Origin of the sequence: Pseudomonas sp. Rh2, assembly GCF_040762985.1 — a bacterium.
Taxonomy (GTDB): Bacteria; Pseudomonadota; Gammaproteobacteria; order Pseudomonadales; family Pseudomonadaceae; genus Aquipseudomonas; species Aquipseudomonas taiwanensis.
The window spans coordinates 4,486,574-4,507,067 of sequence record NZ_CP142890.1 but is presented as its reverse complement, the minus strand read 5'-3'; the positions used below and the strand labels follow the sequence as shown (position 1 = coordinate 4,507,067).

Here is a 20,494-nt window from a genome sequence, read left to right as displayed (position 1 = left end):
GGGGTGATGGCGTCCGATCGCAAGCTGCGCCAGCTCCCACAGGTTCACCGTGGGAGCCCTTTCCAGGATCTTCAATGAGAATGCCGTGGCACTCCGCCCGTCCTGGCGATCACACGCATGTGCAGCGTCGCCGGCTCCAGGCAGCCGCCGGTGGACAACTGCCCAACGAGTTGGCGATAGAGCTCCTGCCATGGTGTCTGCGAGGCAGGGATGTTCGGCGTCCAGGCTGCACGCCGGCGTGCCACCTCTTCGTCGTCCACCAGAAGGTCGACGCGCCGCTGGTTGAGGTCCACCCGTAGCCAGTCGTTGGTCTGCAGCAGCGCCAGGCCACCGCCGACGGCTGCCTCCGGTGACATGTTGAGGATCGAAGGGCTGGCCGACGTACCGCTCTGGCGTCCATCCCCCAGACACGGCAGCGAGTCGATGCCTTTCTTGATCAGCGCGGCAGGTGGCGCCATGTTGACCACCTCGGCGCTGCCTGGGTAACCCACGGTGCCGGCGCCACGAATCACCAGAATGCAACGCTCGTCGATGTCCAGTTCAGGGTCGTCGATGCGGGCGTGGTAGTCCTCTGGCCCCTCGAACACGATGGCCCTGGCCTCGAAGCTGTTCTCCTTGCCGGGTTCGGCCAGATAGGTCTTGCGGAAGGCTTCACCGACGACCGACATCTTCATGATCGCACTGTCGAAGAAGTTGCCGCTGAGCACGATGAATCCGGCGTTGTGCTTGAGCGGGGCATCGAACGGGAGAATGACTTCGCGATTGCTGGTGACTGCATCGCGAACCACCTCGCCGATGGTCTTGCCGCTGACTGTCGCGCATGCCTCGTGCAGACGGCCGGCCTTGCGCAGTTCGTGCATCACCGCCGGTACGCCGCCCGCGCGGTGGAAGCCTTCACCCAGGTATTTGCCCGCCGGCATGCAGTTGACCAGCAGCGGCACGTCCTCTCCGATGCGCTGCCAGTCGTCCAGCGACAGCTCGATCCCCATGTGCCGGGCGATAGCGATCAGGTGCGGCGGACAGTTGCTCGAAGCGCCCAGGGCCGAAGCCACGGCAATGGCATTCTCGAACGCCTCGCGGGTCATGATCGACGACGGGCGTACGTCCTGCATCACCAGCTCGCAGATGCGTCGGCCGGTGGCATAGGCCATCTGCCCGCGTTCGCGGTAGGGCGCGGGGATGCTTGCACAGCCTGGCAGCGACATGCCCAGTGCCTCGGCCAGGGCGTTCATCGACAGTGCTGTGCCCATGGTGTTGCAGTGGCCAACCGACGGCGAGGCGGCGGTGGTCATCTCCATGAAGCCTTCGTAGTCGATTTCGCCCGCGGCCATCAGGTTGCGCGCATGCCACAACACCGTGCCCGACCCGATCAGCTGGCCCTTGTGGTGGCCATCGAGCATAGGCCCACCGGAGAGCACGATGGCTGGCATGTCCGTGGTGGCAGCGGCCATCAGGCAGGCCGGTGTGGTCTTGTCGCAGCCGGTGGTCAGCACGACGCCATCCAGCGGGTAGCCGTGGAGGATTTCCACCAGGCCCAGGTAGGCGAGATTACGGTCCAGCGCGGCGGTTGGTCGGCGGCTCTGCTCGGCGATCGGGTGCACCGGAAACTCCATGGGGATCCCTCCAGCATCGCGAATCCCCGCCTTGACCCGTTGGGCCAGTTCCAGGTGGTGGCGGTTGCAAGGCGTCAGGTCGCTGCCGGTCTGGGCGATGCCGATGATCGGCCGCCCGGATTGCAGTTCGTCGCGGGTCAGGCCGTAGTTCATGTAGCGCTCGACGTACAGCGCGGTCATGTCGGCGTGGCTCGGGTCGTCGAACCATTGCTGGCTGCGCAACGGGCGTTTCAGGGTATCGGTCATGTCATTCTCTCTTGTATTTATGGGCACCGGTCGGCGTTGCAACACGCTGGCCTGGGCAAGGCTGGGCACCCCTGAGACGGTGCTGCCAATCGCGTTATCACGGGTTTCGGTCGACAGCCAGGTGCCGATCAGGGCTAGCTCAGACAGCGCCAGTGTATAGAGCGTCAGCACCCAGTAGGCCCCACCGGTCAGGCCGACCAGAAGATACCCAGGATCGGCGCCAGGCCGCCGGAGCGCATGGCGCCGATTTCATGTGCCAGGGGTGCCCGTTGCGTCAGTGTTGCAGCAGCCCTCGGGCGGCCAGGTTGCGCATCATCGCGCCGAGGCCGAAGGTCCAGGGGTGGGCCTTGTCACTCGTGGTCACCTGGTTGTGCAACTGGCCCAGCAAGGGGCTGGCGATGCGCACCTGGTCGCCAGGCTTGTGGGTGAACCCCGCACCAGGCAGGTCGCGATCCTCGGTCGGGGCGAACAGGGTGCCGAGGAACAGTAGGAAACCGTCGGGGTACTGGTGGTTTTCATTGAGCGTCTGCCGGACCAGATCCTCTGGGTCGCGACTGATCTGATCCATCGAGCTGCTGCCGATCAGGCGGTAACCGTCGGTGCCTACGACTTCCAGGTCGATCACGCAGCGGCGCACCGCGTCCAGGTCGAAGGTCTCGTCAAACAGTCGAATGAACGGGCCGACCGCGCAGGAGGCGTTGTTGTCCTTGGCCTTGCTCAGCAGCAGCGCGCTGCGCCCCTCGAAGTCGCGCAGGTTGACGTCATTGCCCAGGGTCGCGCCGTGGATGCGACCGCGGCTGTCCACTGCAAGCACCACCTCAGGCTCGGGGTTGTTCCAGGCCGAATGCGGATGCACGCCGATGGCGCTGCCACTGCCGACCGCCGCCAACACCGGGGCCTTGGTGAACACCTCGGCATCCGGGCCGATGCCGACCTCCAGATACTGCGACCACATGCCCTGTTCGATCAGCAGTGCCTTGAGCGCCATGGCCTGTTGAGAACCAGGGCGCACTGCGCGCAGGTTGTCGCCGATCACCGAGCGCACCGTGGCGCGCACGGACTCCGCCTTGCTGGCATCGCCACCAGCCTGCTCCTCGATCACCCGCTCGATCATGCTGGCGGCGAAGGTCACGCCCGCTGCTTTGATCACCTGCAGGTCGACCGGCGCGAGCAGATAGGGCAGGTCGGCGTCGAACGCTTCGCCGCTGTTGCCCAGCAAGTCCTCTACGCTGCCCAGGAAGCGGCCTGGGGTGCTGCGCACTGCCTGCACGGGGTCTTGGCTTTCGAGTAGCTGGCTGAGGGTGGCGAAGCGCTCGGAGAGATCGAACACGCCATCGGCTCGCAGGGTGATCAGCGAAGGGCCCCCAGGTTCGCCGGGGGTCCAGGCGCGACCGATCAGGGTGCCGGTCAGGCCATCCTCGGGCAGGGTGTTGGCGGGCGTGAGGGTTATCGGCATGGCATCAAATCTCTTGGAACAGGAAAGCTGCACGCTAGGCAAGCCGCGCGATAAACTCCAATGGCATCTTTTCACTATTCGATAACATATGGTTATTGCAACAAAGGTGGATCACATGTCGGACCTGTCTTTCTCCCACGTCTGCAACTGGCTCAAGTTCCGCCACCTGTTGCTCATCGACACCCTTGGGCGCACCCACAACATGCACTTGGCGGCGCAGCAGATGAACCTTACCCAGCCGGCGATCAGCAAGATGCTCAAGGAAATCGAAAACCTGCTCGGTTTCGCCCTGTTCGACCGCCTGCCGCGCAGCATGCCGCCCACCGCATTGGGCGAGCAGGTATTGCGCTATGCCCAGGTCGCATTGAACGATGCGCGCAACTTCGTCGATCAGATCGACAGCCTGCGCCAGGGTGGGCACGGCCACTTGAAGGTGGGTGGCATTTTCGCGGCCACCGCCGTGGCGTTGCCGGATGCCATCGTCGAGATCAAGCAGCGCAAGCCATTGCTGTCGATCGAGGTGGTGGAGCAAACCAGCGATCACCTGATGGCCATGCTCGAAGACAAGATCCTGCACCTGGCTGTGGCCCGCTTTACCGACGTGTCCCAGCGCCAGCGCTTCGACTTCCAGCCGCTGGCGCCGGAGCCCTTCTGCTTCGTGGTCAACGACCAGCACCCTTTGAGCAATGTTGGGCCGGTGACCTTGCCACAATTGCTGGAGTGGCCGTGGATTCTCTACCCCAAGGGCACGCCCATCCGCGGACGCATGGAGCGGGCCTTCGCCGAGGCGGGCGTTGCCGTGCCGCGCAACACCATCGATACCATTTCCATGCAGACCTTCCTCAAGGTGCTACTGGGCGGGCCCATGATCGGCATGTTGCCCCAGGCGATGGTCGAGCCGCACCTGGCCAGTGGCGTGCTGGTCAATCTGGACACGCCACTGCACCTCACACCCCAGGACTACGGCATTCTCACCCGCAAGGGTGAGCCCTTGAGCGGCGCGGCCTTGGAATTTGCCGAGATCCTCCTGACGCATGCGCGTCGTGTTTCGGAGGATTGATAACGTTCCGTTATCGGATGATCCCTAAAAGCCATTGGGCAAGAATCGCAGAGCCGCCTAGATTAGCGCCCCATGTCTTTCGTAACGCCGAGGAATCACCCATGACGTCACACGCAGGCCAACAATTCATCGGTGGGGGCCGCCGCGCTACTGGCCAGGCGACCCTTTACAGCATCGATGCGCGCACCGGACAGGCACTGCCCGACGCCTTTCATCAAGCCACGGAACAGGAGGTGGACGCCGCTGCCCGTGCGGCAGCTGCAGCCTATCCGGTCTACCGGGCACTGTCCGCCGCGCGCCGGGCCGAGTTCCTCGATGCGATCGCCGACGCCCTGGATGGCTTGGGTGATGACTTCATCGAAACCGTATGCCGTGAAACGGCCTTGCCCCCCGCGCGTATCCAGGGCGAGAGGGTGCGGACCAGCGGCCAGCTGAGGCTGTTCGCCACCGTACTGCGACGAGGTGATTTCACCGGCGCTCGCATCGATCGTGCACAGCCCGAGCGTCAGCCAGTGCCTCGCCTGGACATCCGCCAATGCCGCATAGGCCTGGGGCCGGTCGCCGTCTTTGGCGCCAGCAACTTCCCCCTGGCATTCTCGACGGCCGGTGGCGATACCGCCGCAGCGTTGGCCGCCGGCTGCCCCGTGGTGTTCAAGGCACACAGCGGCCACATGGCCACGGCGCAGTGGGTCGCCGAGGCGATCGTCGGCGCTGCTGAACGCTGCGCCATGCCGGCGGGTGTATTCAACATGGTGTTTGGCGGCAGGGTCGGCGAGGCGTTGGTCAAGCACCCTGACATTCAGGCCGTCGGCTTCACCGGTTCGCTCAAGGGGGGGCGTGCCTTGTGCGATATGGCGGCGGCGCGACCTCGACCGATTCCGGTATTCGCCGAAATGAGCAGCATCAACCCGGTGCTGGTGCTGCCCCAGGCGCTGGCCGTTCGCGGCGAGGCCGTGGCACGTGAACTGACCGCTTCGGTGGTATTGGGATGTGGACAGTTCTGCACCAACCCAGGCTTGGTGCTGGGGGTACGCTCAGCGCAATTCAGCGCCTTCGTCGAGCACCTGTGCGCACAGATGGCCGAGCAGGCGCCGCAAACCATGCTCAACGCCGACACCCTGGCCAGCTACGCCCGGGGGGTAGACACCCTCAAGGCGCGGGCCGGCATCCGCCTTCTTGCAGGGGCCGAGCAGCAGGGTAACCAGGCCTGGCCTCAGCTGTTCCAGGCCGATGCGCACTTGTTGCTGGAGGGGGAGCCGCTGCTGCAAGAAGAGATCTTCGGCCCGGCCACGGTGGTGGTTGAACTGGCTGACCAGGACCAGCTTGTTGCCGCGTTGCACGCGCTTGGCGGCCAACTGACCGCCACGCTGATTGGCGAACCCGGCGACCTGGCGCAGGCCGCGCCTTGGGTGGCGGTGCTCGAACAGAAGGTTGGCCGGGTGCTGGTCAACGGTTACCCGACTGGCGTCGAAGTCAGTGACGCGATGGTTCATGGTGGCCCGTATCCGGCCACCTCGGACAGCCGTGGCACCTCTGTCGGCACGCTGGCGATCGACCGCTTCCTGCGTCCGGTGTGCTACCAGAACTTCCCTGATGCACTGCTTCCCGAGGCACTGCGCGACGCCAACCCCCTGGGGCTGCTGAGATTGGTCGACGGCCAGCCCACCCGTGAACCGATTCGCTGAACACTGCTACCGATAGGCGCAATACCACCGGGTGCGGTCGTACCCGGTGCTCATTCGATAACAACAACAGGCATGCACGACATGCCAAGAGGCTTGGCCATGGCTCAACACAATGTCGCCCCCGCCCCCGATCAGGCGTTCGAAGATCGCACCTACCGCAAGGTCATCTTGCGTATCCTGCCAGTCCTGTTGCTGTGCTACATCGCAGCCTACCTGGACCGGGTCAACATCGGCTTTGCCAAACTGAGCATGCTCGATGACCTGCAGTTCAGCAACACCGTGTACGCCCTGGGCGCGAGCGTGTTCTTCTGGGGCTATTTCCTGTTCGAGGTACCGAGCAACCTGCTGTTGCATCGCTACGGCGCGCGCTTCTGGATCGCGCGGATCATGCTGAGTTGGGCGATCATTTCGATGGCCGTCGCGTTCACCCAGCCGTTGGCAGGGTTTTTCCACGTCGAGTCCAGCACCATGTTCTATGTGCTGCGCTTTCTGCTGGGTATTTGCGAGGCTGGTTTTTTCCCTGGAGTAATCCTGTACCTCAACTACTGGTTCCCGACTCATCGGCAAAGCCGAGTCATGTCGGGCTTTTTGATGGCGATGCCTGTCAGCCTCACCCTCGGCGGCATGCTGTCGGGTTGGCTGATGACCCGAATGGATGGTTGGCATGACCTGGCGGGGTGGCAATGGATGCTGCTGATCGAAGGCTTGCCCTCGGTGATCATGGCCGTGGTGGTGTTCACCTGCCTGTGCGACAACATCGACAAGGCTGGTTGGCTGTCGGATGCGCAAAAGCAATTGCTCAAGGCCAACCTGCAACAGGAGGAACACGGTAAGGTCTCGCGGTTGGGCGATGTATTCTTCAACCCGCGAGTCTGGTTGCTGGTCTTGATCCTCCTGACGTTCAATACCGGTTTCTATGGCTTGGCCTTCTGGATGCCGTCGATCATCAAGAGCGCGGGCGTGACCAGCAGCCTGGAGATCGGCTTGTTGACCGCCATTCCTTACAGCGTGGCGGTCATTGCGATGTTCCTGAATGCGCGCCATTCCAACCGTACGGGCGAGCGCCGCTGGCATGCAGCGATACCTGCGTTCATCGGCGGCTGTGGTTTGATGCTCAGCGCCGCGTTCGCAGATAACGTCATGCTGTCGATTGTTTTCCTCACGGTTGCCGCTTCTGGTGTGCTGAGCCTGATGCCGATCTTCTGGACGCTGCCAGGCACCGTGTTGTCGGGAGTCGCGGCGGCGGCGGGCATTGGCATGATCAACGCGATTGGCAACTTGTCCGGCTTCACCGGCTCGATGATCACGGCAGTGGCGGAGAACCTCACTGGCAATATCAACAACGGCACCTACGTGCTGGGCTTGTGCCTATTCATCAGTGGCATGCTCATCCTGGCGATACCTGCTGCAATGCTGAAGCGGTCCGGCGTCGAGCGACGTACGCAAATGGAGCCGGAGATGGCATGAGCACCTTGCATACCAGGACGCCGAGGCCGGTGCTGTTGATGCTTACGCAATGGGGAAAGCGTTCGGCTAGGCGTCTTGCGTGATCTGCTGCAGCCATTCCCTTGGGCTCGTGCCTACCTTTCGGCGAAAGGTGCGGGCCAGCGCTGACGGACTTTCGTAGCCGACCTCATCGGCAATCAGGGCGATGGGGCGGCCTTCGCGCAGGCGCTTTTGCGTCAGGCTGATTCGCCAGTTCGCCAGGTAATCCGCGGGGGTGACACCCACGGTGTCGCGAAAGTGCGTAGCAAAGCTTGCGCGTGACATGCCTGAGCGATCAGCCAGCTGCGCCACGGACCAATTGCGCTGTGGCTCGTTGTGGATACTCACCAGCGCGCGGGACAGCTGAGCATTGGCCAACCCGGCCATCATCCCCGAGGCAATGCTGCGGCTGGCGATCAGATGGCGAAGTAGCTGGATCACCATCAGCTCGAACAGCCGATTGAGGATGACATCCCGTCCACATTCGTCGCCGAAGGCCTCTTCGAACAACCAGTCGAGGGTGCCATCGAGGCCCTGCAATTCGCGCAGTGGCTTGATGATGAAGTCCGGCAAAGCCAGGGTCAGCGGATTATTGGCCCCGCCATCGAACTGCAAGGTAGCGCACACCAATTCTGCTTCATCTGCCTCGCTGGCCAGCAGCTGATGCGCCTGCGGCCGCACCGCCAGAATCAGGCTGGGTTCGGTCAGCTCGGTGAGCTGGCCGCGCGCGCCGCTGAAGGCCAGACGCCCTGAACGCAGCAGATGTGCGTGGCCGAGACTGTGTTGCCCATCAAAGCCGGTCGTTCCACAGAAACCACCCTGGTGGAAGGTGGACGCGTGCAGGTTGAAGTGCTTGAGCAGTGTCGATAATCGGTCCATGGCGCACTCGAATTTAGACGATCTGTTGCAAATATTCGACGATCTGAATCCGAAAGGATAGTCCACCTCCCTAAGATTGGCTCCAGGCTTGATCGACAAGCTGGCTAATCAACCTACTGGAGAACTACCATGACGCGTATCGCTGCTCTCTCGCTGGACCACGCTCCTGCTGGCTCGCGCACAGCCCTCGAAGGCATTCAAAAAGGTCTCGGCTTCATTCCCAACGCCTTCAAGACCCTGGCTCACTCCCCGGCTGCGCTCACGGGCTACCTGGGCCTCGCCCAAGCCTTGGGCAAGAGCTCACTGAGCGCCGCCGAGCGTGAAGTCGTTGCCCTTGCCACCTCGCAAATCAATGGTTGCGACTACTGCCTGGCTGCACACGCCTTCTTTGGTGCCAAGGCTGGTCTGAGCGATGAGGCCATTGGCCAAGCCCGCAGCGGCACACTCAGCGCAGTTGCAGCGCTGGCTCACCAGATCACCGAGAGCCGAGGCCAATTGAGCGACGAGCAGATCGCTGCGGCACGCGAGGCCGGTCTTGACGATGGCAAGATCGTGGAGGTGGTGGCACAGGTCACGTTGTTGACCCTGACCAACTACCTGAACAACATCGCCACTACCGAGATCGACTTCCCGCCGTCGGGACACTAGGAGGTACGCTGGCAAAGCGCCCAGAAGTCGGGGGGAAACCCACTGCGCCTTACCAGGGGGACCGGATATCCTGGGGGGGAATCAGGCGCAAGCGGTGGATGTCCACTGAGACATCCTGTCGCCTTGACGCTGGGCCCTGCAATTTGTTTGTGCTGGCATTTCAGATACAATCGGCGAAACGATTCAGCCATGTCGGTCAATACGACAAAAGGCTGGGTCGTTTTCTGGTTCTCTGGCTGCTGAACAATGATCAACAACAAGCCTGCGCTGAAGAACAAGCAATACCCGGGTTAGCCACAGACCCCCTTCGTTCTACTGACTGGAATTGATCAATGTTCAAGAAAGCTGGCAAGACCTTGCTGGGTCTGGCTGTCGCTGCAAGCTTCATGCAAGCGCACGCCGAAGAAACCAAGAAAGTCGATGTGCTGCTGGTCGGCGGCGGCATCATGAGCTCCACCCTGGCCGTGTGGCTGCACGAGCTGGAGCCAAGCTGGTCGATGGAAATGGTCGAGCGCCTGGACGGCGTCGCCGAAGAAAGCTCCAACGGCTGGAACAACGCCGGTACCGGCCACTCCGCGCTGGCCGAACTGAACTACACGCCGGAAGACAAAGACGGCAACGTCAACATCTCCAAGGCCATCGAAATCAACGAAGCCTTCCAGATCTCGCGTCAGTTCTGGGCCTGGCAGGTACGCCAGGGCGTGTTGAAGAACCCGCACTCGTTCATCAACACCACCCCGCACATGAGCTTCGTGTGGGGCGACGACAACATCAAGTTCCTGAAGAAGCGCTATGACGCGCTGCAGGCGAGCCCGCTGTTCCGCCCGATGCAGTATTCCGAGGACCACGCGCAGATCGCCAAGTGGGTCCCGCTGATGATGGAAGGCCGCGACCCGAACCAGAAGCTGGCCGTGACCTGGACCCCCATCGGTACCGACGTCAACTTCGGCGAGATCACCCGCCAGTTCGTCGGTCACCTCAAGACCCAGGACAAGTTCGACCTGAAACTGTCCACCGAAGTGCAGGACATCACCCGCAACGAAGACGGCTCGTGGCACGTCGAGTACAAGAACCTGAAGGACGGTACCGAGTCGGCTACCGATGCCAAGTTCCTGTTCATCGGCGCCGGTGGCGGCGCGCTGAAGCTGCTGCAGAAGTCGGGCATTCCTGAAGCCAAGGAGTACGCAGGCTTCCCAGTGGGTGGCTCGTTCCTGGTCACCGAGAACCCGACCGTGGCCATGCAGCACATGGCCAAGGCCTATGGCATCGCCTCGACCGGCGCGCCGCCCATGTCGGTTCCGCACCTGGACACCCGCGTACTGGACGGCAAGCGCGTGATCCTGTTCGGGCCATTCGCTACCTTCTCGACCAAGTTCCTGAAGAACGGCTCGTACCTGGACCTGCTGAGCAGCACCACCACCCACAACGTATGGCCGATGGCCAAGGTGGGTATCGACCAGTACCCGCTGGTGGAATACCTCGCCGGTCAGTTGATGCAGTCTGACGACGACCGCTTCGAAGCCCTGCGCACCTACTTCCCGAACGCTAAGAAAGAAGACTGGAAACTTTGGCAGGCTGGTCAGCGCGTGCAGATCATCAAGCGTGACGAAGCCCAAGGCGGCGTGCTGAAGCTGGGTACCGAAGTGGTTGCCTCGCAAGACCGCACCATCGCTGGCCTGCTGGGTGCCTCGCCAGGCGCCTCGACTGCAGCGCCGATCATGCTGCATGTGCTTGAAACCGTGTTCAAGGAGAAGGTCGCGACCCCTGAGTGGCAGGCCAAGATCAAGCAGATCATCCCGAGCTACGGCACCAAGTTGAACGATTCGGCGGCGGCTACTCAGAAAGAGTGGAACTACACCGCTGAAGTGCTGCAACTGGAGAAACCGCCGGTGATCGACCAGAGCGTCGGTACCAGCACCGGTGTGAGCCAGCCGCTGGAAAGTAAGCCCGAGAACGACATGGCGCTGTAAGCGGCAGCGTCGTGAACGAAAGCCACGGGGGGTGACCTCGTGGCTTTTTTTTGGCTTGGGTAGGCAGTGATGGAGCCTGCAGACGCGAGTTCACCCGCGAAAGGGCCGGTGCGGGCACCGAGAAGCTCGTTCGTTCTCTACACCTGCCGCAGGATGCACCCCAGCAAGCCAGGGAAGCGCTCATCGAGCATTTCGCTACGCAGTGAATTCATGTGCGTGGTGCCGACGTTGCGCGTATGCACCAGCCCCGCATCCCTCAATACCCGGAAGTGATGGGACATGCTGGATTTTGGCCGACCGCCGTCCAGCTCGCCACAACTGGCCTCGGCCACGCCTGCCAGATGGCGCACGATCTCCATGCGCACAGGGTCGCTCAGGGCGTAGAGCACGCGCTCCAGGATGAGGTCTTCGGGGTTGGGATGTTTGTAGGCTCGCATGGTCGCCATGATAACGGGGGTTTCACAAATTGCCATAGTTCGAATATGATCGAACTATCGTAAATGTCGTTAACCCTTGGAGTCTGTCCATGTCCGCGCTGTTCGAACCCTATACCCTCAAGGATGTCACCCTGCGTAACCGCATCGCGATCCCGCCGATGTGCCAATACATGGCCGAGGACGGCATGATCAATGACTGGCACCATGTGCACTTGGCAGGTCTTGCCCGGGGTGGTGCTGGCCTGCTGGTGGTCGAGGCCACGGCAGTATCGCCAGAAGGGCGCATCACCCCCGGTTGCGCGGGCATCTGGAGCGATGCGCATGCCGAAGCTTTCGTCCCGGTGGTGAAGGCGATCAAGGCCGCAGGCTCGGTGCCGGGCATCCAGATCGCCCACGCCGGCCGCAAGGCCAGTGCCAACCGCCCCTGGGAGGGCGATGACCATATCGCTGCCGACGACGCCCGAGGCTGGGACACCATCGCCCCTTCGGCCATCGCCTTCGGTGCCCACTTGCCGAAAGTACCCCGTGCGATGACCCTGGAGGATATCGCACGGGTCAAGCAGGACTTCGTCGACGCCGCCCGCCGTGCCCGCGATGCTGGGTTTGAGTGGATCGAACTGCACTTCGCCCATGGCTACCTGGGCCAGAGCTTCTTCTCCGAGCATTCCAACCGGCGGACCGATGCCTATGGTGGAAGCTTCGAGAACCGCAGCCGCTTTCTGCTGGAAACCCTCGCCGCCGTGCGCGAAGTGTGGCCAGAGCACCTGCCGCTGACCGCGCGTTTTGGTGTGCTGGAATATGACGGTCGCGACGAGCAGACCCTTGAAGAGTCGATCGAGCTGGCGCGCCGTTTCAAGGCGGGTGGCCTGGACCTGCTGAGTGTCAGCGTCGGTTTCACCATTCCCGACACCCACATTCCGTGGGGGCCCGCCTTCATGGGGCCGATTGCCCAGCGTGTGCGCCGTGAGGCGGGTCTGCCGGTGACTTCGGCGTGGGGCTTCGGTACGCCACAGTTGGCGGAAGGGGCACTGAAGGCCGATCAGCTCGACCTGGTGTCGGTGGGCCGCGCCCATTTGGCGGACCCGCATTGGGCGTATTTCGCGGCCAAGGAACTGGGGGTCGATAAAGCCTCGTGGACCTTGCCAGCGCCATATGCACACTGGCTCGAGCGCTATCGCTGAGCGGCCCTTTCGCGACGCAAGGCCGCTTCCACAGGTGGACGCGGCCTTTGCAATGGGGATCAGAACCGGTCCAGCCGGTAAGCCTCCATCTGCGATCCCCTCTTACCCGCCACCATTTGCGCAATCCATTGCGCCGTCACCGCCGCTTGGGTCAGCCCCAGATGCTGATGCCCGAACGCCAATATCACCCGTCCTTCGCACACCTGGTCGATCACCGGCAACGAGTCCGGCAATGATGGCCTGAAGCCCATCCATGGCGTGGCCCCCTCGATGCTCAGGTCTCGCCGGAACAACCCTTTGCTCAAACGGTGCAACTGCCAGGCACGCTGCATGCTCGGCGGCGCGTCGAGCCCGGCGAATTCCACCGTGCCGGCCAGGCGCAGGCCCTCGGCCATGGGCGTCATGATGAACTTGCGTTCGAACGAGGTGACGGCGAACGGCAACCGCTGCTGCTCGTCAGGCAACATCAGGTGGTAGCCGCGCTCGGTGTCCAACGGCACCGGTTTGCCGGTCAGAGCGCTGGTGAGTTTCGCCGAATGGGCACCACAGGCGATCAGCACCTGGCGCGCCTTGAGCTGACGTTGGGCGGTGGCCAAGGTCACGCCATGCGCTTCCAGTGTGGCTCCCACGACTTCATGGCGAGCGAACTGCATGCCACAGGATCGTGCAGCGTCGAACAGCTCGGCGACCACGCGGTGAGGGTCCAGGAAATGCCCGGTACGGGGGAAGAACAAGCCGCCCTGGATCTGCGCATTGAGCTGCGGCGCCGCCGTCTGAACAGCAGAACCGGACCAGTATTCCACCGGCACGGCCTGCTCACGCATGCGCGCCTGCAGGGCATCGAGCGCCTGCCGCGTTTCCGGTCGCTCGAACACCAGCAACGAGCCATCTTCCTTGAAAAGGTCGTTGCGCCCGATCGACCCCAGCAACCGCTGCCATGCCCCCAGGCTGGCTTCGTTCAGCGCCCGGATGCCGGCCACACTGCGTTGGAACGGTGCCGGCCGCAGGTTGAGCAGCAGGCGGGTGAACCAGGGTAAGGCCTTTGGCAGGTACTTCCAGTCCAGCCGCAACGGGCCCATCGGGTCCAACAGCATGCGGGGCAGGCGCTTGAGTATCGACAGGTCGGCGATAGGGAACACCTGCTCGGTCGCCAGGTGTCCGGCATTGCCGTAGGAGGCGCCAAGGCCTGGTTGCTGACGGTCGATCAGCAGCACGCGGCGGCCTTGTCGGGCCAGTTGCAGGGCACAGGCGACTCCGACGATGCCGGCGCCAACCACGGCGATATCGGTTTCAAGGGTTTCGACCATGGCTAGCTTTCCCGTCTACCGTCGAGCAGGCGGCGCAACTGCAACGGATTGTCGTGCTTGAGTGCCGGCGGCAGCAGTGCATCAGGCATGCCCTGGTAGCACACCGGGCGCAGGAAGCGCAGGATCGCCGCAGTACCGACCGAGGTGCTGCGTGCATCGGATGTGGCCGGGAACGGCCCGCCATGGACCATGGCATCGCACACTTCGACGCCGGTCGGCCAGCCGTTGACCAGAATGCGCCCGGCCTTGCGTTCAAGTGTCGGCAGCAGGGCACGTGCGCGGCCGATATCGGCATCGTCCAGGTGCAGCGTGGCGGTGAGTTGGCCCTCCAGGTGTTCGGCAACTTGGCGCATCTGCTCGTCATTGTCGCAGGCCACCACCAACGAAGCCGCGCCGAACACTTCTGCCTGCAACGCCGGGTCGGCAAGCAATGCACTGGCCTGGGTGATGAACAGCTGCGCCTGGCACTGGTTCGGGCCAGTGTGCGGCTTGCCGCTGGCCGCATGCTGGGCATTGGCGTTCGCGGCCAGGGCGCCGACGCCGGCTTCATAGGCGGCGAAGATGCCAGGGGCGAGCATGGTCTGTGCGTCCGCCTGCCGGAGCTGCTCGCTGGCTGCCTGGATGAAGCGTTGCAGGGCCTGCCCCTGGCGAGCGATCACTAGGCCGGGGTTAGTGCAGAACTGGCCCGCGCCTTGGATCAACGAGGCGACGAAGCCTTGGGCCAGTGCCTCGCCACGGGCTTGCAGCGCGGCTTCGAACAGGAACACCGGGTTGATCGAGCTCATTTCCGCATAGACGGGGATAGGTTCCGAGCGCGCCTGGGCAGCCTGGCACAAAGCGATGCCACCGCTGCGCGAGCCGGTGAAGCCGACAGCCTTGATACGCGGGTCGCTGACCAGGGCGATGCCGACTTCACGGCCTGCCCCGTACAACAGCGAGAACACGCCCTCGGGCAAGCCGCAGTGTTTCACGGCGCGGGCCACGGCATGGCCGACCAGCTCGCTGGTACCAGGGTGGGCGCTGTGGGCCTTGACCACGACTGGGCAACCAGCGGCCAGTGCCGAGGCGGTGTCGCCACCGGCAACCGAGAAGGCCAGCGGGAAGTTGCTGGCGCCGAACACCGCCACCGGGCCCAGGGCGACCTGGCGCTGGCGCAGGTCGGGGCGTGGCAATGGCTGGCGCTCGGGCAGGGCGTTGTCGACACGCACGTCCAGCCATTCACCTGATCGTATGACCCGGGCAAAGGTGCGCAGTTGGGTGCAGGTTCGACTGCGTTCGCCCTGGATGCGCGCCTTGGGCAAGCCCGTCTCGGCGACGGCGCGGTCGATCAGGGCATCGCCCAATGCTTCGATCTGCTCGGCGATGGTTTCGAGAAAGCGGGCGCGTTGTTCCAGCGTGGTTTCGCGATAATCGTCGAACGCTGCCCAGGCCAGTGCACAGGCTTGAGCCACGTGCTCGCCTGTGCCGCCGGCATACGCCGGTTCCAGAGCCTGGTTGGTGGCAGGGTCGATGGCGCGAAGCGCTTCGCGGCTGCCGGTCACGGCGTTTTGACCGATCAGCAGGTTACCTGTCAGGTGCATGGGGCTTCCTTCGAAATCTGAATCAGAGCTTGGGGCGCGATGCGCCGCGAAAGGGCTGCGCAGCAGCCCCCCTAGAGTCACGCAATGTTCTGTTCGGCCGACCAGTTGGCGTACCACTGGCGGAACAGCGCGTATTGTTGTTCGGCATAGTTGCGCTGGGCGTCGGTGAGTACGTCGGTTTCGTTGAAGTGCAGGGTGTATTCGCTGTCGCCGTTGAGCACCATCAGGTGCTTGTAGTACAGCACCAGGTCGCACCCTTCATCGAACGACGACAGTACCGCCAGCGCCGACTCCAGCTCACGGGCCAGGCGACGGGCCTTGGCGTCGCCCTTGGCGGCCTGCTTGCTCAGGCTCACCAAGTGCAGCACTTCGCGGGGCAAGGCATTGCCAATGCCGGTGATGGCGCCCGTGGCGTTGCAGTTGACGAAGCCATGTACCACTTGGGTGTCGACACCGACCATCAGGGTCACGTCGTCGTCCTTGGAGGTGATGTGTTCGGCAGCGTAGCGCAGGTCGGCGCCGCCGCCGAACTCCTTGAAGCCGATCAGGTTCGGGTACTCGCGGCGCAGTTCGAAGAACAGGTCGGCACGGGTGGCGAAGCCGTAGTAGGGGCTGTTGTAGATGACCGCTGGCAGTTTCGGCGCAGCCTGCAAAATGGCGGCGAAATGGTGCTTCTGGGCGATCAGCGAGGCGCCACGGGACAGCACCCGTGGAATCACCATCAGGCCGGCGGCACCGACCTTGGCGGCATGGGCGGCGTGCGACACCGCTTCACGGGTATTCACCGCACCCGTGCCGACGATGGTCGGGATGCCGGCCGCCACCAGGCGCGCAACGCCTTCCTGGCGCTCGGCCTCGGTCAGCAGCGGCCAGTCACCCATCGAGCCGCAGTACACCACAGCGCTCATACCGGCTTCGATCAGCTCGCGGCCCTTGCGCACCAGCGCATCGAAATCCGGTTTGCGCGCGGCGGTGCAGGGGGTCATCAGGGCAGGCATGCAGCCGGTGAAGATGTTGTCGGTCATGGTAGTCACTCCTAGCGGTAATCAGGTGTCGAGGGTTGAAGCCGGGGCGGTTCAGATGCCCCAGGCGAAAGGGTCTTGTTCGTCGATCAGCAGGGTGGCGTCGGCGGTCATGTGGGCGCGACCGGTGATGAACGGACGGATGCGCTCGCCCTCACGCTCGAAGCGGCCCTGGAACTGGCTGCCGGTGATGCTCGCCTGGGTCCAGGTCTGGCCTTCGGCGAGCTTGCCGTCGGCGGCCAGGCAGGCCAGTTTGGCGCTGGTGCCGGTGCCGCAAGGGGAGCGGTCGTAGGCTTTGCCGGGGCACATCACGAAGTTGCGGCTGTCGGCATTGGCGTCGTCGGCGAACAACTCCACATGGTCGATGGGCGCACCGTCTTCACCGGTGATACCGCGCGCTTCCAGGGCCTTGAGCAGGGTCCAGGTGTAGTTGGTCAGGGCCTCGACGTTATCCAGCTCGATGCGTTGGCCGTGCTCGGACACCAGGAAGAACCAGTTGCCGCCCCAGGCGATGTCGCCGTGCACTAGGCCGTAACCGGGCACTTCGACTGCGACCTGCCGGCGATAGCGGTAAGCGGGTACGTTGCCGACGGTCACGGCGCCGTCCTCGTGCAACGTGGCGCTGACCTGGCCGACCGGGGTGTCGATCTTGTGCATGCCGGGTTCGATCAGCCCCAGGTGCTGCAGCGAGGCGACCAGGCCGATGGTGCCGTGGCCGCACATGTTCAGGTAGCCGGCGTTGTTGAAGAAGATCACCCCGCAGGTGGCGTCAGCCGATACCGGTTCGCAGTACAGCGCGCCGACCAGCACATCGTTGCCGCGTGGTTCCAGCAGGCAGGCGCGGCGCCAATGGTCATGCAGCTCGCGCAGTTCGTCGCGTTGCTCGGCCATGCTGCGGCCACTCAGCGAGGGGAAGCCATTGATCACCAGGCGAGTCGGTTCGCCGCCGGTATGGGAGTCGATGACATGGATGCGTTTCATGGTCGTGTCCATTGATGAAGGGCCAGGGTTCAAGAGGCGACCGCGACAGGGCGGTGGCCAGGGTGCGGTTCGGCGCTGGCTTCGCTTTCGTCGTCACCGTCCAGGCGCACCAGGTGGGCCGGCACGCCGGTCGTGGCGCCCCAGTGGTAGATGCCCAGCGCGCAGGCGGCGACGACCAGGGTGTCCATCGGGTGCCCGATGACACCCAGTCCGCCGAAGCTGCCGAGCCAGGACAGCAGGATGGTCACGGCGTAGAAGCCGATCAGCCAGGCGGACGAGCGCACCTGTTGGCCAAGCGAGAGATGCTGGGTGGGCACGAAGCGGCCGCACAGCAGGTACAACACGAACATCACGATCTGCAGGGCCAGCAACCACGACACGGTTTTCCAACCCGACCAGTAGACGATCAGCGCGGCGATGATGAACGACAGAGGGCCGAGCACACCCATGCCCTTGACCCGGAAAGGACGGTGCATGTCCGGGGCGTTGCGGCGCAGGGCGGCGACCGAGACCGGAGCTACGGCATAGCTCAGAACCAGAGCGGCCGAGACGACGTTGATCAGCGCTTCCCAGGATGGGAACGGCAGGGTCCAGAATACCGACAGGCCGAAGGTAAGCCACAGCGCAGGACGTGGGATGCCGGACTGTTCGTCGATGCGGGTGAAGACCTTGAAGAAGGTGCCAGTCTGCGCCCAGCCATAGACCACGCGTGGAGTGGCGTTCATGTAGATGTTGCCGCAGCCGCTGGGCGAGATCACCGCGTCGGCCACCACCAGGTAGGCCAGCCAGCCCACACCCAGCGCCAGGGCGATATCACGGTAGGGCAGGGCCAGTTCCTTGGTCACGCCGGCCCAGCCATTGGCCAGCATCTCGGTCGGAATGCTGCCGAGGAACGCCAGTTGCAGCAGCACGTAGATCGCAGTGGACAGCAGCACCGACAGGATCAATGCGATGGGAATGGTGCGCTGGGGGTTCTTCACTTCGCTCGCGACCGAGATGATCGGCGTCAGGCCCAGGTAGGCGAAGATGATGCCACCGGCGGACACTGCCATTTCCACGCCCGACAGTCCGAACGGGGCGAAGCCCTGGACCTCGAAGTTGGCTGGCTTGAAGAAGGTGAACAGCACGCCGATCACCAGCAACGGCACGATGAACTTGAACACGCTGACCAGATTGTTGGCCTTGGCGAAGGTCTTAACGCTGCGGTAGTTGAGCAGGAAGAACACGCAGAGCAGGCCGAACTGCACCAACCAACCGAGGAGCGTCGGGTCGCTCGAGCCGGTCTTGGTCAGTTCGGGAAACCATGCTGCCGCGTATTGACGCGAGGCGACCACCTCGATGGCGACGAGACTGGAAAATGCGATCAGGGTGATGAACCCCATGAGGTAGCCGAGCAACGGGCCGTGGGAGTAAACCGGGTAGCGCACAACGCCTCCGGCGCGGGGCAGGGCGGCACCCAGTTCGCAGTAGACGATGCCCAGCAGCAAGACGGCGAACCCGCCGAGGAACCAGGAGAAAATACCGGCAGGACCGGCGATGGCCGATACGTGGCTGGCGGCGAACAGCCAGCCTGAACCGAAGATGGCGCCAAGGCCGATGAAGGTGAGGTCGAGCAATGACAGCTGTTTCTTGAATTTGCCTGACATGGGTTCGCCTTTTTGTTGGTTATTGGATAGGCAGGTCTGATGTCACGATGTGCGGCTTTTCTGGCCGCGCTCTTGTAGGTGTGGTGCGGCTTGCGTGGGGCATAGAGTGGACTGGGGGAGGGGATGGGTTCTTGATGGTTTTCTGCAGGGTGGATGACGAAATCGGCACAATTGCGAAAAGCGCTGGCGATTCGTTCGTGCGCTTGGATAGGCTGTAGGCATCGTGGCGTGTTGGCTGTAGCGCAACCGCATCGCGAGCAAGGCTCGCTCCTACAAGGCAATGTGCGCCTGTCACAGTCACAACAGGCCCGTAACGAGCGTAGGAGCGAGCCTTGCTCGCGATGCACCGCACAGGCGGTACCGATTCCATGCGTGGCACAGGGCAATCTGCTGCGCCTGTCACAGGCCCAACAGGCCCGCAACGAGGGTAGGAGCGAGCCTTGCTCGCGATGCACCGCACAAGCGGTACCGATTCCATGCGTGGCACAAGGCAATCTGCTGCGCCTGTCACAGGCCCAACAGGCCCGCAACGAGGGTAGGAGCGAGCCTTGCTCGCGATGCACCGCACAGGCGGTGCCGATTCCATGCGTGGCACAGGGCAATCTGCTGCGCCTGTCACAGGCCCAACAGGCCCGCAACGAGGGTAGGAGCGAGCCTTGCTCGCGATGCACCGCACAGGCGGTGCCGATTCCATGCGTGGCACAAGGCAATCTGCTGCGCCTGTCACAGGCCCAACAGGCCCGCAACGAGCGTAGGAGCGAGCCTTGCTCGCGATGCACCGCACAAGCGGTACCGATTCCATGCGTGGCACAGGGCAATCTGCTGCGCCTGTCACAGGCCCAACAGGCCCGCAACGAGCGTAGGAGCGAGCCTTGCTCGCGATGCACCGCACAAGCGGTATCGATTCCATGCGTGGCACAGGGCAATCTGCTGCGCCTGTCACAGGCCCAACAGGCCCGCAACGAGGGTAGGAGCGAGCCTTGCTCGCGATGCACCGCACAGGCGGTACCGATTCCATGCGTGGCACAGGGCAATCTGCTGCGCCTGTCACAGGCCCAACAGGCCCGCAACGAGGGTAGGAGCGAGCCTTGCTCGCGATGCACCGCACAAGCGGTACCGATTCCATGCGTGGCACAGGGCAATCTGTTGCGCCTGTCACAGGCCCAACAGGCCCGCAACGAGGGTAGGAGCGAGCCTTGCTCGCGATGCACCGCACAGGCGGTGCCTATTCCATGCGTGGCACAAGGCAATCTGCTGCGCCTGTCACAGGCCCAACAGGCCCGTAACGAGCGTAGGAG

At 63.5% G+C, this 20,494-nt stretch carries 15 protein-coding genes; 6 read left to right on the top strand and 9 right to left on the bottom strand.

What is annotated here, in order from left to right; all coding sequences use genetic code 11:
* Positions 1 to 71 precede the first annotated feature (71 nt).
* Together VXM67_RS20535 and VXM67_RS20530 are read right to left on the bottom strand one after the other, a co-directional pair.
* Positions 72 to 1,859 carry an IlvD/Edd family dehydratase gene (locus VXM67_RS20535; RefSeq protein WP_027907413.1) on the bottom strand — a complete coding sequence of 596 codons (1,788 nt, stop codon included), beginning with the start codon at positions 1,857 to 1,859 and terminating at the stop codon, positions 72 to 74.
* Between the two features lie 274 nt (positions 1,860 to 2,133).
* Positions 2,134 to 3,315, bottom strand: coding sequence for a fumarylacetoacetate hydrolase family protein (locus VXM67_RS20530; RefSeq protein ID WP_027907414.1), 1,182 nt, complete (start codon positions 3,313 to 3,315; stop codon positions 2,134 to 2,136).
* 115 nt (positions 3,316 to 3,430) lie between these two features.
* Here VXM67_RS20530 and VXM67_RS20525 point away from each other — a divergent pair, with 115 nt between their 5' ends.
* From VXM67_RS20525 to VXM67_RS20515, 3 genes are all read left to right on the top strand, one after another.
* On the top strand, positions 3,431 to 4,375 hold the full coding sequence (locus VXM67_RS20525; protein ID WP_027907415.1) for a LysR family transcriptional regulator: 945 nt from the start codon (positions 3,431 to 3,433) through the stop codon (positions 4,373 to 4,375).
* A gap of 101 nt (positions 4,376 to 4,476) precedes the next feature.
* Positions 4,477 to 6,060 (top strand): aldehyde dehydrogenase (NADP(+)), encoded by a 1,584-nt coding sequence (locus VXM67_RS20520; protein WP_027907416.1) that lies wholly within the window; start codon positions 4,477 to 4,479, stop codon positions 6,058 to 6,060.
* 99 nt (positions 6,061 to 6,159) lie between these two features.
* Positions 6,160 to 7,527 carry an MFS transporter gene (locus VXM67_RS20515; RefSeq protein WP_023381790.1) on the top strand — a complete coding sequence of 456 codons (1,368 nt, stop codon included), beginning with the start codon at positions 6,160 to 6,162 and terminating at the stop codon, positions 7,525 to 7,527.
* Positions 7,528 to 7,593: 66 nt separating this feature from the next.
* Here the strand turns inward: VXM67_RS20515 and VXM67_RS20510 are convergent, their stop codons facing one another.
* Entirely contained in the window at positions 7,594 to 8,424 is an 831-nt protein-coding gene (locus VXM67_RS20510) for an AraC family transcriptional regulator (protein WP_027907417.1), read from the bottom strand.
* 129 nt (positions 8,425 to 8,553) lie between these two features.
* On the opposite strand from VXM67_RS20510, the gene VXM67_RS20505 reads away from it, so the two are divergent.
* Positions 8,554 to 9,072, top strand: a complete 519-nt coding sequence (locus VXM67_RS20505; RefSeq protein WP_023381788.1) for a carboxymuconolactone decarboxylase family protein — start codon at positions 8,554 to 8,556, stop codon at positions 9,070 to 9,072.
* A 332-nt stretch (positions 9,073 to 9,404) separates the two neighbouring features.
* Positions 9,405 to 11,042, top strand: a complete 1,638-nt coding sequence (gene mqo / locus VXM67_RS20500; protein ID WP_023381787.1) for a malate dehydrogenase (quinone) — start codon at positions 9,405 to 9,407, stop codon at positions 11,040 to 11,042.
* A gap of 137 nt (positions 11,043 to 11,179) precedes the next feature.
* Here mqo and VXM67_RS20495 read toward each other — a convergent pair whose 3' ends face one another.
* Positions 11,180 to 11,515 carry a helix-turn-helix transcriptional regulator gene (locus VXM67_RS20495; RefSeq protein WP_023381786.1) on the bottom strand — a complete coding sequence of 112 codons (336 nt, stop codon included), beginning with the start codon at positions 11,513 to 11,515 and terminating at the stop codon, positions 11,180 to 11,182.
* A 53-nt stretch (positions 11,516 to 11,568) separates the two neighbouring features.
* Here VXM67_RS20495 and xenA point away from each other — a divergent pair, with 53 nt between their 5' ends.
* Positions 11,569 to 12,660, top strand: coding sequence for a xenobiotic reductase XenA (gene xenA / locus VXM67_RS20490; protein ID WP_023381785.1), 1,092 nt, complete (start codon positions 11,569 to 11,571; stop codon positions 12,658 to 12,660).
* Positions 12,661 to 12,719: 59 nt separating this feature from the next.
* Here the strand turns inward: xenA and VXM67_RS20485 are convergent, their stop codons facing one another.
* The 5 genes from VXM67_RS20485 to VXM67_RS20465 all read right to left on the bottom strand — a co-directional run bounded on the left by VXM67_RS20485 (position 12,720) and on the right by VXM67_RS20465 (position 19,196).
* On the bottom strand, positions 12,720 to 13,967 hold the full coding sequence (locus tag VXM67_RS20485; protein WP_104883384.1) for an FAD-dependent oxidoreductase: 1,248 nt from the start codon (positions 13,965 to 13,967) through the stop codon (positions 12,720 to 12,722).
* A gap of 2 nt (positions 13,968 to 13,969) precedes the next feature.
* Positions 13,970 to 15,547: an aldehyde dehydrogenase (NADP(+)) gene (locus VXM67_RS20480; protein WP_104881365.1), complete on the bottom strand. Its 1,578-nt coding sequence runs from the start codon at positions 15,545 to 15,547 to the stop codon at positions 13,970 to 13,972.
* A gap of 77 nt (positions 15,548 to 15,624) precedes the next feature.
* Positions 15,625 to 16,572: a dihydrodipicolinate synthase family protein gene (locus tag VXM67_RS20475; protein WP_023381782.1), complete on the bottom strand. Its 948-nt coding sequence runs from the start codon at positions 16,570 to 16,572 to the stop codon at positions 15,625 to 15,627.
* A 51-nt stretch (positions 16,573 to 16,623) separates the two neighbouring features.
* Complete coding sequence (locus tag VXM67_RS20470) at positions 16,624 to 17,550, bottom strand: 4-hydroxyproline epimerase (protein WP_367237345.1); 927 nt, start codon at positions 17,548 to 17,550, stop codon at positions 16,624 to 16,626.
* Positions 17,551 to 17,579: 29 nt separating this feature from the next.
* Complete coding sequence (locus VXM67_RS20465; protein ID WP_023381780.1) at positions 17,580 to 19,196, bottom strand: APC family permease; 1,617 nt, start codon at positions 19,194 to 19,196, stop codon at positions 17,580 to 17,582.
* Positions 19,197 to 20,494 lie beyond the last annotated feature (1,298 nt).